This is a genomic window from Deinococcus gobiensis I-0, assembly GCF_000252445.1.
GTDB lineage: Bacteria > Deinococcota > Deinococci > Deinococcales > Deinococcaceae > Deinococcus > Deinococcus gobiensis.
Window position 1 is genome coordinate 20,333 of record NC_017806.1, and the last position, 16,137, is coordinate 36,469.

The 16,137-nt window shown below is 64.1% G+C and carries 10 protein-coding genes and 1 CRISPR repeat array; of the genes, 6 read left to right on the plus strand and 4 right to left on the minus strand.

Translation table 11 applies throughout. The features are described from left to right. The first annotated feature begins 5 nt into the window (after nt 1-5). A CRISPR array of direct repeats spans nt 6-5,825; the repeat unit is 29 nt; unit sequence GTGTTCCCCACAGGCGTGGGGATGGACCG. Between the two features lie 312 nt (nt 5,826-6,137). From DGO_RS20540 to DGO_RS23655, 4 genes are all read left to right on the plus strand, one after another. Beyond that, nucleotides 6,138-6,905: a ParA family protein gene (locus tag DGO_RS20540; protein ID WP_014695817.1), complete on the plus strand. Its 768-nt coding sequence runs from the start codon at nt 6,138-6,140 to the stop codon at nt 6,903-6,905. Beyond that, the gene (locus DGO_RS20545) at nt 6,902-7,810 is read left to right on the plus strand and encodes a ParB/RepB/Spo0J family partition protein (RefSeq protein WP_014695818.1); all 909 of its coding nucleotides are present in this window, start codon (nt 6,902-6,904) and stop codon (nt 7,808-7,810) included. Before DGO_RS20540 ends, DGO_RS20545 begins: the two co-directional genes overlap by 4 nt. 204 nt (nt 7,811-8,014) lie before the next feature. Next, on the plus strand, nt 8,015-8,257 hold the full coding sequence (locus DGO_RS22790) for a hypothetical protein (RefSeq protein ID WP_014695819.1): 243 nt from the start codon (nt 8,015-8,017) through the stop codon (nt 8,255-8,257). Nucleotides 8,258-8,330: 73 nt separating this feature from the next. Continuing rightward, a complete protein-coding gene (locus tag DGO_RS23655; RefSeq protein WP_169331074.1) occupies nt 8,331-8,735 on the plus strand; it encodes a cupredoxin domain-containing protein in 405 nt (134 codons plus the stop codon). Between the two features lie 177 nt (nt 8,736-8,912). Here DGO_RS23655 and DGO_RS20550 read toward each other — a convergent pair whose 3' ends face one another. After that, entirely contained in the window at nt 8,913-9,797 is an 885-nt protein-coding gene (locus tag DGO_RS20550) for a hypothetical protein (RefSeq protein ID WP_226991586.1), read from the minus strand. Nucleotides 9,798-10,090: 293 nt separating this feature from the next. Here DGO_RS20550 and DGO_RS20555 point away from each other — a divergent pair, with 293 nt between their 5' ends. Continuing rightward, complete coding sequence (locus DGO_RS20555) at nt 10,091-10,327, plus strand: antitoxin (RefSeq protein ID WP_014695822.1); 237 nt, start codon at nt 10,091-10,093, stop codon at nt 10,325-10,327. Further along, nucleotides 10,324-10,734 carry a type II toxin-antitoxin system tRNA(fMet)-specific endonuclease VapC gene (gene vapC, locus DGO_RS20560; protein WP_043805246.1) on the plus strand — a complete coding sequence of 137 codons (411 nt, stop codon included), beginning with the start codon at nt 10,324-10,326 and terminating at the stop codon, nt 10,732-10,734. Before DGO_RS20555 ends, vapC begins: the two co-directional genes overlap by 4 nt. Nucleotides 10,735-11,907: 1,173 nt before the next feature. Here vapC and DGO_RS24565 read toward each other — a convergent pair. From DGO_RS24565 to DGO_RS22815, 3 genes are all read right to left on the minus strand, one after another. After that, nucleotides 11,908-12,774, minus strand: a complete 867-nt coding sequence (locus DGO_RS24565) for a DUF1064 domain-containing protein (RefSeq protein WP_050921009.1) — start codon at nt 12,772-12,774, stop codon at nt 11,908-11,910. Between the two features lie 975 nt (nt 12,775-13,749). Then, a complete protein-coding gene (locus DGO_RS20575) occupies nt 13,750-14,190 on the minus strand; it encodes a helix-turn-helix domain-containing protein (RefSeq protein ID WP_043805250.1) in 441 nt (146 codons plus the stop codon). Continuing rightward, nucleotides 14,187-15,854, minus strand: a complete 1,668-nt coding sequence (locus DGO_RS22815) for a helix-turn-helix domain-containing protein (protein WP_014695830.1) — start codon at nt 15,852-15,854, stop codon at nt 14,187-14,189. Before DGO_RS22815 ends, DGO_RS20575 begins: the two co-directional genes overlap by 4 nt. Nucleotides 15,855-16,137: the final 283 nt, after the last annotated feature.

The window sequence follows — 16,137 nt, forward strand, 5'->3', positions numbered from 1 at the left end:
GAAGTGTGTTCCCCACAGGCGTGGGGATGGACCGGGATGACCACGGACAACTACCAGGTGATGAACGTGTTCCCCACAGGCGTGGGGATGGACCGTTGAAAGAGGCCGAGGGACTTACTAGGGACTAGTGTTCCCCACAGGCGTGGGGATGGACCGTTTCCACGCGCGCCAGGTCGGCCCGCTGTTCTGTGTTCCCCACAGGCGTGGGGATGGACCGGCTCTTGGTGGTACATGGGATGAGGCATCTAAGTGTTCCCCACAGGCGTGGGGATGGACCGTCTATGAAGAATAAAAGAAATTAGTCCCTAGTGTGTTCCCCACAGGCGTGGGGATGGACCGCATGCCCCTAGCTTCCGGGGGCGCGTGACACCGTGTTCCCCACAGGCGTGGGGATGGACCGATTGCTGCCGCCGAGGGCTTCCTGCCCACCATGTGTTCCCCACAGGCGTGGGGATGGACCGGCGTCCTTGCAGGTGTTCAACCCGGTTGAGACGTGTTCCCCACAGGCGTGGGGATGGACCGAGGGCGTCTAGCACGCCGGGTAGAGGCACCTCGTGTTCCCCACAGGCGTGGGGATGGACCGCGACGGAATGGGCGCAGGGTTTCCCCCCTCCCGTGTTCCCCACAGGCGTGGGGATGGACCGTTTTGGAATGGGTGACAGCGTTCCCGATCTCGGTGTTCCCCACAGGCGTGGGGATGGACCGGGCGGCGAGCAGCAAACCTATTTCACGAGAGGGTGTTCCCCACAGGCGTGGGGATGGACCAGGATTCCTAGTCATCCTACCGTTCCGATGTTCGGTGTTCCCCACAGGCGTGGGGATGGACCGCTAGACCATCCGCTCTGTTGGGGCCGTAAAAAGTGTTCCCCACAGGCGTGGGGATGGACCGTACAACCGGATGGTGGATTGCGGCCTGGAGGAGTGTTCCCCACAGGCGTGGGGATGGACCGTGCTTGCAGCCATTGCGACCATGACGGCAGGCGTGTTCCCCACAGGCGTGGGGATGGACCGCCGACGGTCTGGACCTTCACGGGTGCATGTGCGTGTTCCCCACAGGCGTGGGGATGGACCGAGAGATCACCCCACCCTGCGAGGTGCCCCATGGTGTTCCCCACAGGCGTGGGGATGGACCGCGCTCTTCGTTCTCGATCCGCTGGCCCTTCTCGTGTTCCCCACAGGCGTGGGGATGGACCGGTGGTGGCCTTCGTGGTGTCGTTGATGAACCAGTGTTCCCCACAGGCGTGGGGATGGACCGTACAGCTATCGCCGTGTTGACATCCTGTCGCAGTGTTCCCCACAGGCGTGGGGATGGACCGCCCCCTAGCTCCGTTTCTTAGCTCGGTTCACAGTGTTCCCCACAGGCGTGGGGATGGACCGACCCGCGAGTACGCCACTGCCCCAGTCACCCCGTGTTCCCCACAGGCGTGGGGATGGACCGGCCTCGCGCGGCTTGCCCTTCTCGACGTCCACGTGTTCCCCACAGGCGTGGGGATGGACCGTTGCACCGCTGGCAGGCCACCGTCAGGTTGCTGTGTTCCCCACAGGCGTGGGGATGGACCGATGCACCCGCAGGAGCGTGCCCGCCTACAGACGTGTTCCCCACAGGCGTGGGGATGGACCGGCGGCGCGGGCCTTGTCCTTCGCAATCCGGTTGTGTTCCCCACAGGCGTGGGGATGGACCGGCAGGGATGGCCCTGGCGGGTGGGAGCAAGGCGTGTTCCCCACAGGCGTGGGGATGGACCGACCGACGCCGGGGGCAACTACCAGGGCGAGACGTGTTCCCCACAGGCGTGGGGATGGACCGCGGGTCACGCTGCTGCGCCCGAGTGTGGCCACGTGTTCCCCACAGGCGTGGGGATGGACCGTCCTTCTGGCCGATAGCGCCCTGCCTGTAGCCGTGTTCCCCACAGGCGTGGGGATGGACCGGTGAACGACTTCAGCGCGGGCAGCAGGTCATCGTGTTCCCCACAGGCGTGGGGATGGACCGCAGAGCCGCGCGACGTTCGGCGTGGCGATCCCGTGTTCCCCACAGGCGTGGGGATGGACCGGTGCCTGAGCAGGCGGTCCCCTCTGTGGCCCTGTGTTCCCCACAGGCGTGGGGATGGACCGTCCGCGAGCTGGTCGAGCAGCCCCGACCGGCCGTGTTCCCCACAGGCGTGGGGATGGACCGTCGTACTGCACGCCCCCTGTGTCCACCGCGTAGTGTTCCCCACGGGCGTGGGGATGGACCGGACCCGGCGGCCTTCTCGGTGTTCAGCGAGGGGTGTTCCCCACAGGCGTGGGGATGGACCGAGCGCCCCAGTGACCAGCACCTACGCCCCGGGTGTTCCCCACAGGCGTGGGGATGGACCGAAACGCCGCGTCGCGCGCATCCCGCACAGCCCGTGTTCCCCACAGGCGTGGGGATGGACCGTGGCTCGCCAGCCTGACCCCGACGGAGATCGGGTGTTCCCCACAGGCGTGGGGATGGACCGGCCAACAGCGCCGCGCTCGCGCTGGCCCGCAAGTGTTCCCCACAGGCGTGGGGATGGACCGCGGGCTGGTTCGTATGAATTGTTGTGCGCCTGGTGTTCCCCACAGGCGTGGGGATGGACCGATGGATTGCGGGGAAGGGGTGGGCACAGAGGTGTGTTCCCCACAGGCGTGGGGATGGACCGCCGTTATCTACCGACTCGCCCAGAAACACGCGGTGTTCCCCACAGGCGTGGGGATGGACCGCAGGGGTCGTCTACGAAACGGCCCGTCGCGCCGTGTTCCCCACAGGCGTGGGGATGGACCGTACGGCATAGACGCGATGGTCATTCTCCAGCAGTGTTCCCCACAGGCGTGGGGATGGACCGGCGCTCATGGCCGCGCCCGATGAGGTCACGCTGTGTTCCCCACAGGCGTGGGGATGGACCGCAATTTGGAGCCGCCCGCCTAGAGTCGGCCCGGTGTTCCCCACAGGCGTGGGGATGGACCGGCCAGGGACCCGATCATGTGATCGGCCAGGGTGTGTTCCCCACAGGCGTGGGGATGGACCGGCCACTGAGGCTGACCTGAGCGCCGCTCAGGTGTGTTCCCCACAGGCGTGGGGATGGACCGCTGTGTGGGGTCATTCCACATCTCGATCATCTGTGTTCCCCACAGGCGTGGGGATGGACCGTTGCGGACGGCTTGCACCAACAGCTCCTGAGCGTGTTCCCCACAGGCGTGGGGATGGACCGTCCGGCCGGGAGGGTCAGCGCAGGTCGGCCGCGTGTTCCCCACAGGCGTGGGGATGGACCGCGGCAGCCCTGCGGCAACTCTGGCGGCACGTCGTGTTCCCCACAGGCGTGGGGATGGACCGGTCATGCCGCCCGCGCTCAGGGTGGCGATCCCGTGTTCCCCACAGGCGTGGGGATGGACCGGAGCCGCCACCATGACCGACACCACCACGACCGTGTTCCCCACAGGCGTGGGGATGGACCGCCTGCCGCCTGGGAGCTGCACCGCACCCTGGGGTGTTCCCCACAGGCGTGGGGATGGACCGTCCACCTCAAGAGTCAGGCGGTGGGCGTGGCTGTGTTCCCCACAGGCGTGGGGATGGACCGTCCGACCCTGGCGTGGTACGCCGCCGGATTGAGTGTTCCCCACAGGCGTGGGGATGGACCGTGCCCCCAGGCCGCACACAGCGTGCCGTGGTAGTGTTCCCCACAGGCGTGGGGATGGACCGTACGCCAGGGCGGCGTAGGCCTTGCTCTGCCAGTGTTCCCCACAGGCGTGGGGATGGACCGCCGGGCGAGATCGTCTACATTCCCGGCGTCGGGTGTTCCCCACAGGCGTGGGGATGGACCGATGTCCGACCAGCGGCCATGCTCCACCTCGGGGTGTTCCCCACAGGCGTGGGGATGGACCGGCCGCCAGTTGCCGGGATTGATTCGTGACCTTGTGTTCCCCACAGGCGTGGGGATGGACCGGAGACTCCCGACCATGTTCAAGATTCAGTACGGTGTTCCCCACAGGCGTGGGGATGGACCGTTGTCCCGCCAGTTCACTGTCGCCACCCCGGCGTGTTCCCCACAGGCGTGGGGATGGACCGGACTGGAGCGGCACGGGGGCAACCGTGACGTAGTGTTCCCCACAGGCGTGGGGATGGACCGATGATGTTGCGAAGGTTCTTAGTCATATGACGGTGTTCCCCACAGGCGTGGGGATGGACCGACGGCACAATCATAGGTCAACGCTTCAAAAAAGTGTTCCCCACAGGCGTGGGGATGGACCGCTCCACGGGTGCGGGATTGTTGCGGGTAATGCGTGTTCCCCACAGGCGTGGGGATGGACCGCCTTCGCTGACCGGCGACATCGTGAGCCACTAGTGTTCCCCACAGGCGTGGGGATGGACCGTACCGGCGCGGCGCAGGCATGGGGTGTAGCAGGTGTTCCCCACAGGCGTGGGGATGGACCGGCGATGGCGAGCAGCACCATGCGCTGGTAGATGTGTTCCCCACAGGCGTGGGGATGGACCGCGAGCTGGCCTACCGCGCCCCCAGCAGCCCGCGTGTTCCCCACAGGCGTGGGGATGGACCGGCCAGGGTGCGGTGGGCGGCCTGCGTGGCCGGGTGTTCCCCACAGGCGTGGGGATGGACCGATTTTGACTGGGCTGCCCCAGACGCCTCAGAGGTGTTCCCCACAGGCGTGGGGATGGACCGGTATTCGTGAACGGTCAGGACTGGAGTCATTGGTGTTCCCCACAGGCGTGGGGATGGACCGGGGGGCGGGAGGGCGTGATTATTGGGTATGGCGTGTTCCCCACAGGCGTGGGGATGGACCGTTACCGCCTATTGCACCGACCCGGCCGAGTGGGTGTTCCCCACAGGCGTGGGGATGGACCGGTTAATAGAACATTTAGCGTTGCCCGGCGTTTGTGTTCCCCACAGGCGTGGGGATGGACCGTCGATGCTGTCCGCGACTTCGCGCTCCCAGATGTGTTCCCCACAGGCGTGGGGATGGACCGATCAAGATGCTGCCGACCTTCGTCGGGGCACTGTGTTCCCCACAGGCGTGGGGATGGACCGGCCCAACCTACAGGACTGTCAGAAATGACAGGGTGTTCCCCACAGGCGTGGGGATGGACCGTGGGCGCAAGCAAACGCGCCCCAGCAGTGAGCGTGTTCCCCACAGGCGTGGGGATGGACCGCTCATTGGGCGCGCTCTCGGTAGGGTGGCACCGTGTTCCCCACAGGCGTGGGGATGGACCGCAACGCAGCTTCCGAACGTTTAGGCCCCCGCTGTGTTCCCCACAGGCGTGGGGATGGACCGAGTACCGCACCACCACGATGTGCCACGGTTCTGTGTTCCCCACAGGCGTGGGGATGGACCGCCCGGCTAAAACCCCAGCACCCCCGCTTGTGTTCCCTACAGGCGTGGGGATGGACCGGGCACCGGCTGGGTCTGGGACATGACCCGTACGTGTTCCCCACAGGCGTGGGGACGGACCGCCGAACTCGTCGTTGCTGCCGTGCTGTCCACCGTGTTCCCCACAGGCGTGGGGATGGACCGCCCGGCACGGTGGACCTGCTGCGCCCCTGGGGGTGTTCCCTACAGGCGTGGGGATGGACCGCTCAGGCCAAAGCCGCCCATCACTCGGCCTTGGTGTTCCCCACAGGCGTGGGGATGGACCGGCCTGCCCCTTGCCTGACCGCCGCGCGTACCAGTGTTCCCCACAGGCGTAGGGATGGACTGGGCAACACGGCAGACGCGGCCAATGGCGGCGAGTGTTCCCTACAGGCGTGGGGATGGATCGAGCCGGCAGGTGGCCCTGAGCCTGGGCCTGGCGTGTTCCCCACAGGGGTGGGGACGAACCGGCAACAGAAGTCCAAGATGTGGTGCTGTACCAATGTTCCTCACGGGTGTATGAATGGACCGTTGCAAATACCTCTGAAACGGTTGTGAGCCCAGTTCTCCCCTGCAATCGTGGGGAGCCTGATATTCAAACTACTTTGACCGCTTCTGTATCGCCTTTTAGGTCTACCTGCTGGTCTATCATAGGAGGGGTATACCCCTCTCCCCTGTCCTGATCTCGGCCACTCCGACCCAAGATCGTACCGGTACGACCCTATCTCCATATATTCCAACACGCCAGTTCGTACCGGTACGATCTCAAGTATCGTACCGGCATGATCACGCTCACAGTGTTCAACCACGCGGGTGGCGCAGGCAAGACCAGCCTCGCCCGCGACGTCGGCTATGAGCTCGCCCACGGTGGCCAGCGTGTGTTGCTGATCGACCTCGATCCCCAGGCCAACCTTACGGGCTGGTTGGGTGTGGGCGGGATCGAGATCGACCAGACCATCTATCCAGTCGCGGTCGACGGCGCGCCCTTGCCTGCGCCAGTACAGGTCCACGGCCTATCCCTCATTCCGGCCCACGTCGATCTCGCCTCGGCCGAGGCGCAGATGCTTGGGCAGGTCGGCTCCATCCTGTTCCTGAAGCAGGCGCTCACCGCCGTAGCCGACCAGTACGACGTGGTCCTGATCGACAGTCCACCCAGCCTTGGGCAACTCGCCACGCTGGGTGCCCTGGCCGCCGACCGCCTGATCGTGCCGATGCCTACCCGCCAAAAAGGCCTAGATGCCCTACCCGGCCTGAACCGTGCGATGGGGATGTACCATCGGCTACGGCCTGAGCTGAGGGTGGCCCTCTACGTGCCTACCATGCACGACGCCCGGCGCCTACACGACCGTGAGGTTCTGGAACAGCTGCGTGGCTACCTCAACCCAATGTCCGAGCCGGTCCCCCAGCGGGAGGCAGTGTGGCTGGACAGCACTACAGCCGGGCAGCCTGTAGGGGTCTACGCCCCACGCAGCCCAGTGCACGCCGACGTGATCCGACTGACCAGCGCGATCGCCCAGGCGGCCGGCCTACGTTACGAGGGACCCGCATGACCCGTAAGCGTCCCACCAACCCACGCGGCGACATCGACGCCCTTCTCGGCGCCTCCGCCCAGCTGGCCCGCGCTCCCCAGACCACTCAGACCCTCGCTGTGACAGCGCTGCGTCCCGGCGCCCATCAGCCCCGCCGACTGTTCGACGAGGTGGGTCTCGCCGACCTGGCCCGCAGCATCGCCGAGCAGGGGATACTCCAGCCCCTCCTGGTCCGTCCAGTGGGGGAGGGGCACGAGATCGTGGCTGGGGAGCGCCGCTGGCGGGCCGCGCAGCTCGCCGGCTTGCACGAGGTGCCTGTGATCATCCGTGACCTGACCGACCGTGAGGCGCAGGCCGCTGCCCTGGTGGAGAACCTTCAGCGCGAGAACCTGAACATCATCGACGAGGTGGACGGCAAGCTCGACCTGATCGGCCTGGCTCTGGGCCTGTCACGCGAAGACGCCCGCGCCCGCCTGATCCAGTTGCTCAAGGAAGAACCGGGGACCGACCACGCGGCGCTCGACACCCTGTTCGGACCGCTCCGGGAAACCTGGGCCTCGTTTGCCAAGAATAAGGTCCGCATCCTGAACTGGCCCCCGGCCGTGGTTGAGGCGATGCGTCAGGGACTGCCCTATACCCACGCAGCTGTGATCGTCTCAGCGCCAGAGGAGCAGCATGCCCGCCTGATCGCACTGGCCGCCGAGGGCAAATCGCGCTCGGAACTGCGCGAGGAGGTCGAGCGACTCAAGGTGGCCATGCCTAAAGGGAAGGTACCGATGCACCGCGCTCTACAGGTGGGCAAGAGCCTGGGCAGCCGCCGTCTTTTGGCGCGACTCGACCCAGCCGACCTTAAGGCCCTCGACCGCTGGCTGGACAAGATGCCGCCTGGTGTCCGCGCCATTCTCGAAAGCGAAAGCGCCGAGTGAAACCGCCGCCTTCCGGGGCGGTCTTCCTTGTCACCTGCCGTTCCCATAACCGATGAGCCTACCCACCTCCAGCCCTACGAGTCGCAAGAGGCGACTAAGGTCGGAGGTCCATAGGGACCTGAGTCCACCGGTGCAGCAGCTTCTTTGGTCGATACCGCTAAAGAAGCCAACTTCATACAGTGGCAGCACACCAAGGAGGTCTCTATGAAACGCAACATCATGCTGTCCATGACAGTTCTCGCTGCGCTGCTGACCCTTACGCCTGCCTTCGCCCGCGAGCAGTCATCTGATCGCCAGGGTACACGCCACCGCGCCACGGTCACCCGAGCGTCGGCAGCGCACGCAGGAGAAGTTCGCGGAAACCGGCATCAGGAACCTGGAGATGATCAGGGCAGACGTGCTGAGTCTGGTGATGACCATGGGCACCGTGGTGGTGGACGCCGCTAACCAGCCCTACGGTTGAAGACGGCTCACGTGTTCGCTGAGAAAAGCGGATGAGCGCATGCCATGGAGGTTTCAGATGCACCGACAGGTGAAGAACGGGCTGACAGGATTCATGCTATTGACTGGAAGTGTAATCGCGGGGACATGGAGCGCGTCTGCGGCCGCTCAAAGTGGCACGACTCCTCAAGTGCAGACAGTCCAGGTCAAATTGAAAGAGTGGAGTTTGGGGATGCAGACAGCGACGATCAAAGCCGCCACTGCGAGGTTCGAAGTCGAGAATGACGGTCAGTATCCCCACGCCTTCAAGCTCGAGGGGAAACTGGGGAACCAGAGCTTCGAGCTCGCGACACCGGTGCTGCGGGCCGGAGAGAAAAGTGTCCTGATCGTCAAGCTTCCACCCGGAACATATGAAGCGGATTGTCCTGTGGGAGACCATGAGATGCGGGGAATGAAAAACACCGTGACCTTCCAAAAACCATAGAATACTCAAAAAGGAGTGGTCTATGAGGCTCGTGATTTCAGTCGCCGCGATAATTGCGGCGACTGAAATCACGAGTCTGTTGGAAAGTGTCTAAAGAATTAAGGTAGGTCTACATTTAGCAAAATGACAGCGTAGTGTTGGTACTCAGAGCATCTGTATTGTTCCCCTCCTCAGTATTCACAATCGTTCCAGCCAAGCATGTCCAGGCTGGGTACGGGACAGCGTCTCCTTCAGCCACTGTCTCGCCTCTGCGCCCAGGCTCAGCCGTACCCGTTCGAAATCTGCCTGATCCTTCCCCCGTATCTCACGGTCTGCCACTCCTGCCTTGAACAGCAGTACCACCTCGGGCGCCAGATACGGCCAGCCCTGGCGACTCCACAGGCGGGCCCGACTCAGGGGCAGGGTGACCTGGGGATCACGCCGGTAGCGCCAGGTTTCTCCGCTCAGGTCGCTCAGCAGCAGATCCAGCAACAACACGCCCTGAAGTTCAGTGTGACGGGCATGGATCTGGTGATGTGGGGGCTGCAGGTGCCCCGTGTAGGCCTGATAGCGCCCGTCTACAGGCACATCCAAGCGCCACCCCTTCAGCAGGGGGATGATTTCCCCCTGAGCTGACCAGTCCAGGAGGACATCGAGATCATCGTGCGGCCGTGCCACCCGGTCCAGATGCAGGTCAAGCGCCATCCCCGCCGCGAACATCCAGGGCGTGGTCAAGGCCGAGAAGGTGGCCGCCACGTCCTCAAATGGCTGCAGGCCAATAGTCCGTTCGTAGTGACGGAGCGCGGCAGGCAGGAGCGTTTCATCTGCGTAGATGCGCCCACCACGTTCGAAAACCTGACGGTAGGCCGGCGCGGCCGCAGGGTCCTCCCAGAGCCACGTCGAGAGCGCCGCCTGATCGGCGCGCCATCCACTCCCATGAATGCAGATGACCAGGCGCCAGCCTTCGGGATGCTGCCAGGTCAGAGGATCGAGAGGAATGTAGCCCAGATGAACCAGCCGCTGCTGCTGCAGGGCTGTAGGCGTTTCGGGGAGAAGCTCGAGATGCAGTTCAGGAACATCCAAGTCGGCGAGAGCGGGCAGCAGGCCCGGCCCTCCTGGAGCTAGGTGGAAGACACCTTCTGGACCAGAGCGGTCAAGGAAGTCTCCAAGCGCGAGACGGAGAGCCTGAGACGCCTGATTTAGATCTGGCATCTCTAGAGCAAATCACAGGTGCGCAGTGACTCACATGGGCTATTCGGCGCATAGAGTCGTCCAGCAGGCACGGCTGGTAGGTCTGCCCTGCTTCGACAATGCCGTCGGCAGACAATGCAGGTCCTCTCCCGTCGTATATACTTATCCGTATCTACGGAGGGAGTATGGTCACTGTCAAGGTCTTCCAGAGTGGCAATTCACAAGCGGTCCGGCTTCCCAGGGAACTGCGGTTGGAGGTCAGCGAATTACAGGTCACCCGCCGGGGGGACGTTCTGATCCTGCGTCCCGTCGCTCTGGGGACGAGTCTCGTGGGCGCCTTCGACGCGCTGGCTCAGGTCGGGGACGACTTCCTGCCCGAGGGGCGCCAGCAGGGCAGCGAGCAGGAGCGTGAAGCGTTCTGAGCCTACGCTATCTCCTCGACACGAACATCTGCATCTTCATCATCAAGAACCGCCCAGCAGCCGTGAGGGCCCGCTTTCAGGTCCTCAAGCCTGGGGAGCTGGGGATCAGCGCCATTACCGAGGCGGAGTTGCTGCACGGAGCGTACAAGAGTCAGCGGGTCGAGCAAAACCTCGCGGCCGTACTGGACTTCTCAGCGCAGATGGAGATCGTACCCTTCGACTCGCAGATCACGGATACCTATGGGCAGCTGCGCGCGGGGCTCGAACAGCAGGGCACCCCGATCGGCCCACTGGATTTTCAGATCGCCGCGACTGCACTGGCATGTGGTTTACCGCTGGTCACGAACAACACCCGGGAGTTCAGGCGGGTTCCCGGTCTCCTGCTGGAAGACTGGACCCAGGTCTGAGCTGGGAGAGCAACTCCCTAGCCCTGGCCCAAGGCGTGGAGGCGGCGGACCTGCGTAGAGACCACGTCATTGTCGGTGACCTCGTGCGACCAGAGAGCGGTGAAGGCGACCTCGGCGTGCCGCGGCTCAGGCCTCTGTACCCCTTCGCTCTGCCAACGGATCAGGGGGTACTGGGCGTATCCAATTTGCCCTCGACATTTGAGAGGAAAAGCTGGGGCCTGTGGGGTTTGAATCCCAGCAACCTCAAGCTTAAGCCGTGGACGAGTTCTCCACGGGGATCCTGTGATGGATCGTCCATAGGGGTGCTGAAGGTTGCCTGGGATGCATCTTCTATTCACCATACCCGCATTTCGCACGCGCCGCGATGTCAGGTTTTGACAAGTTTTAGCCCGGGTGTTCCTTCCCTTTAGCACGCTCCGGAACACCAAACATCGCTGGCCTGCCCTCCAGCATCCAAAAGCACCTCAACCTGATCCGTGATGGCAGAGGACACGTGCTTCTCTCCTCTTTTTTTAGCTGTCTGTTCTGTCTGTTCTGCCCGACCTCCGCACCGTAGTTTGTGCGTCTGAGCGCCGGAAATCAGACCTGACATTTCCACTTTCTCACGTAGCTCTGGACCTCTCCGAAAATCCGAAAATACCCCCTTCTCCTCCCTTTTTTAAGTGTCAGTTCTGTCAGTTCTGTGCCGCGATGACTCCCTCTGGAATGGACCTGAACGCCATACCGAAGGTGACAAAAACAGCGGAAAGTTCATGCCGCTTTTGTCACCCGCCCGGACCGGTCCAGCCCCTCTGGGTGAGGAGATTTCGCAACGCGCATGCTTTCCGCTTCCTCGCCCCTGAGCAGGCCTATGACGCTCAGGCTTGCTTCGGGAGACGACCGATTCAGACCACTCCGAGGGAGGGGTCCTGGAACCCGAAAAGACGCGACCGTTGGCGACCGCTGAGCGGCCGTCCAGAGGTCATTTTCTACGTCATAGAGGAAAGATTTAATTGTACTTGAACTGTCGTTTCCCGACACTCAGGGGAGGCATCCATCCGGCCTTCGACCTGAGGTTTCTCTATCAGTTCCATGGCGAGGGATGATCGCTCATAGACCCCCCAGGACCGCAGCTCCCCGAAAGAGGAAAGGCCCCGTCCCTGGCCGCTCCTTGTCTCTTTGGGGAAGGTGAGGCTAGAGGTTCATGGCCCGGAGCAGCTCTGCCCGATGAGGCTTCAGCAACTCCTCGAACAGGTGCACCAGGTCGCCACTCAGCCCGGGCTTGCGCTCGAGCGACTGAAGGTCTCGACGGTACCGGTACAGCACCTCTGGTGTCTTCGGCGTCGGCCACGTCCGCAGGGTCGCCAGCGTTACCCGGCTCCCCTCCGCTTCCGGCTTCACCAGCACCTTGAGAGACAAGGGCGAGGTCAGGATCGTCCGCTCGCCGTACAGCAGTTGCACGGGTTCCACCTTCGTGTAGAAGATGTCCCCCCCGGCCTTCTTGCTCGGGGCTTGGTTGCGCCCTCGCGTGCTGTGCGTGAACGTCAACTGTCCCTCTCCCAGCGGTGTCCGGTTGTCCGCCAGGATCGCTAGGCACAGCCGGTTCGCCACATGGCGCCTGTACTGTTCCTGCGCCGCACGCCGGATCGCCACCTTGAGTTGGATCTCCGGCACTGGACGGGCATTGGTACCTGTGCTCATGCCTCTTCCTTCCAACCCTTGCCACTGCGCTTGACCACTGACGAAGGTCATGAAGGGATAGGCCGCCTGCACCTCGCGCCACTTCACCTTGAACTCGGCCGTCTCCACGCCCTTCACGTCCCGCGTATCCACCCGCCCGTCCGCCCAGAAGCACAGGAAGTCCGCGACGTACCGCGTGCCCCCGGGCAGGTAGAACACCGGCTGCCGCATCACGCCCACGAGCTGCTGTGCCCGGAGGGCCAGCTGCAGCACGTCGTGATAGTCCGCCTCGACCTTGCTGTCGAACGAGACGCCGGCGCGCTCCGTCCGGACTGACCCGAACTTGTGCGTGGCCTTGCGACCCGGCTGGAAGCGGGTCACGCCTCCACCCAGAACTCGGCCTGGCGTCCCCGACCACCGGTCTCGATCCTCACCACACCGCGCCGGGCCAGGTGATGCGCGAAAGCACTCGCCAGCTGAAGGGGCAATCCACACTCGTCGGCAATCTCTATCGCGAGGAGGCGAACCCCCGGGAACTCGGCGATGACGTCGTAGACCTCACGTGATTGGGTCCCGGGCTGGGGCAATGCGGGGGGCCGGGGGGTGCTGGGGTCCAACCGCCGACGTGCAATGAAAGTCTCGCCTGCCGGTGTCAGGGCGAAGAAGGCTTTGCTGGCAATACGCTCTGCGGGCGTAGCGGGGCGGACTAAGCCTTCCAGGAGGTGGGCGCGCAGGTGACTCCTGATGCGCTGCCCAGTATTGGTGAGCGGCTCCCCTGTGGGGGTGTGGGTGTCGCCACAGACCCAGCAGGTCCAAGGCACAGGGGGATTCAGCGCAGGCCGGGCCACGGAGGGACGGGGAATATGGGGCTTCAAGCGCATGGACAGGACCTCAGAGAGACAATCAGGGGCACTCCAGAGCCAGACGACACGCATCCAACTCGCCAAGACTTGGACCACGGCGTGCAGCACTGTATGGAGCCCACTGCTTCGCGGACTCTACGAAGGCCTTGTCGATCGGTCAGGACAGTGCTCAAACCGTCCTGTTGATTGAGCATGGCCCTTCGATATACAGCGAGCGCCTGCCCCAGTGGGGTACGGCCACGCCGACTCATCCACTGTCCCACGAGGATCATGTCCGTCGACGGATATGGATGACCCCTCTTCGTAGGGCCCAATGCACGTACACGGCCCAGCAGTGTGCCCGCGCCAGGGCTTCGGGGTACAACTTGCGTGACAGGGCGCACAGGTTCACGACCCCGCCCAAGCAACAGACAGTACAAAAGGCAACATCCTGAAATGCTGTCAAGTCTTTTCAAACCGCGTGAGCTTTAGGGCCTAGTACATCGGGGGGGATTCAATCCGCCGCTTGACTTCTCCGCGATCGCCACCGCGCAACTACCTTCGTCACCGTCTCCCGGCTCGTGCCCAGCAGCGACGCGATGGTGTAGTGCGAACACTCGTTCGGATTCGTCCAAGCCGTCAGGTAGTCCATCCGATCGATCATCTCCCCCCGGCTCTGGAGCCGCTGCACCTGAATCAGCGCCACGGCCACCTCAATGTCCCGCGTACTCGGCGCACAGAACGCCCACTGAGCCTCTGGCGTCAACCGCGTCTCCACAGCCGCCAGCCATTCCCGCAGATCCGTCGGCAAGGCCTGCACCCCAGGCCACACGAGTCCTGCAGGCCACGCCAAGCTGTGCTCTAGCCCCACGATCGCCACCAGTCCCGCCTCCACCCGGAAGGCCTTCTCCGGATCCGGCCCGTAGATCGTCCGGTTATACGACACGTAGCTCACGCTTGCACCTGCTCGAAGTCCCGCTGGATCTCGTAGAAGAACAGCTTGACGCCGTTGCTCAGCTCACGCTTGTTCCCCAGCACGGCCCGCACGGTCACGAGTTCACCGATCTGGCCACCTTTCCCGGCCTTGCGCCGCCAGCTGGTCCCGGTGGGCACGAACAGCGTGGGACCCTCCGGCGCCAGAACCGGGGCGGCCACAGGCAGAGGGGCGTCGCTGGGCTTGAGGGTACACAGCTGGGCAGCCACCGTTCGGTCGATGTTCCGGCCATTGCCGTCATCGAACTGGATCTTGTAGCGCACGGCGTTGACCTCCTGCACGACGCCCAGGGTCAGGACGCCCACCTGGTCGGCCACCGTGCAGCGCTGCCCGGGCTGCAGTTGCGGATCCGCGTTCACGGCGGCCGCCGAGATCCGCTTCTCGACCCGCACCGCGCCGATCAGACGGTCGAGTCCGCGGACGGCCAACGTGAGCATGTTCCCGCCCGTTGCTTTCGCCTCCTGCTGCGCCAGCACCCGCACCAACTGGACCTCTCCGAGCTTCAGCTTCAGCCAGGCCTCACGAGAGAGCCCACCTGTCCGCGTGAGTTCTTTGGTCAGTTGCACCAGGTTCTTCCCACCGACCAGCGACTTGAGCTCCTGGTACGCCGCTCCATCCACAGGCTCCACAGGACGCGCCGCAAGCTCCTGAGCATTCACGGGGCGGATGGAGTCCACCCCGGCCCTTCCTGCCCCGTCTCCGGCGCCGCGCGCCCCCTGCACTGCCTCGGCCCCGGCCCCGGCCGCGCCGCCCGGAACATTTTCAAGGGACGTGGCCTGTTCGTTCATGCCACCACGTGGCTCAGCAAAGTCCTGTGAATCCACCAAGAGGTCCTGCTCCACCGCGTGAGCGGTGCCGTCAGGCTGGGAGGCCTCGACCTGGGGGACGATCACCAGCGAGGCCAGAGCAGCTCCGAAGATGGACGAGTTCCGCAGGCCTTCAGGGGTTGGGGTTGAATTTAAATTTTTTGAGGAGGAGTGCGCGGCCGTGTCGGGTTCGGCCACCGACGCACTCGACGAGCCTTCCTCGCCTGGGTTACTAGTAACGTCTATTACTCCTCTTCCTTCAATGGATCTCCTTAAGGGATCTCCTTCGTGCCCCTTCGTTTCGGGGGGGTGGTGCCCCTTCGTTTCGGGGGGGTACCCCACCCTTCGTTTCGGGGGGGTCGCCTCTTCAACCCCACCCTTCGTTTCGGGGGGGTCGGTGGACTCCAAGCTAGCCCCGGCTGCCGCCTTCCGAGCTTTCCGGTCAGCACGCTTGGCCGCGCCCGCTTGCGCCTGCTGAGCGTGCAGCGCCTCCACAATTTGGGGCTTGACCCACTTACTGGCTGGAGTCAGGGTGTACAGCGTCGTCTTGCCCTTACGCTCGTGCGCCTCCAGCATCTTGAAAGTCAGCAGGTTCTTCAGCACGACGCCCACGGTGTCTTCATGCATCCGGCAGGCCTTCGCGATACTGGCCCGGCTCGGGTAGGCAGCTCCACTGCTGGCCCGGCGTGCCAAGTGGGCATACGCCCGAAATTCTTCGGGTGTCAGAGGGTAATCATCCAGAGCGCTGTGTACGAACAGCACGTTCATTTCGCTGGTGTTGATGGAGAGATTTGTCGTGAGGCGCTTCGTCGCGTTCATGAGCGTGCTCCGGCGCGCCCCTGGGGTACACGAACCCCGCCCGGTTTCTTGACCGGGCACACGCAGCCGCGTACACTGCGCGCAAGGCGAAGGCCTCCGCTTCCCCAAGCGGTGACACAATTCGAATGGTTACGGGTTTTTACCAGCCCCCAGACGCGGTTTCTCAGACCAACTCTGGGGGTTTCCCGTTGGCCGGATTCACGTCGGCCTGCGGAGTGCTTTGGAGCATAGCAGTCCCGGTGACGTTTCGTGCTGGAGGTGGGGGCAGGGGACGCGATCGGGG

What these genes read in the sequence shown, in the direction of transcription:
- DGO_RS22815 (WP_014695830.1), bottom strand. Translation starts at nt 15,854, where the DNA reads ATGAACGCGACGAAGCGCCTCACGACAAATCTCTCCATCAACACCAGC.
- DGO_RS20555 (WP_014695822.1), top strand. Translation starts at nt 10,091, where the DNA reads ATGGTCACTGTCAAGGTCTTCCAGAGTGGCAATTCACAAGCGGTCCGG.
- DGO_RS20545 (WP_014695818.1), top strand. Translation starts at nt 6,902, where the DNA reads ATGACCCGTAAGCGTCCCACCAACCCACGCGGCGACATCGACGCCCTT.
- DGO_RS22790 (WP_014695819.1), top strand. Translation starts at nt 8,015, where the DNA reads ATGAAACGCAACATCATGCTGTCCATGACAGTTCTCGCTGCGCTGCTG.
- DGO_RS20540 (WP_014695817.1), top strand. Translation starts at nt 6,138, where the DNA reads ATGATCACGCTCACAGTGTTCAACCACGCGGGTGGCGCAGGCAAGACC.
- DGO_RS23655 (WP_169331074.1), top strand. Translation starts at nt 8,331, where the DNA reads ATGCACCGACAGGTGAAGAACGGGCTGACAGGATTCATGCTATTGACT.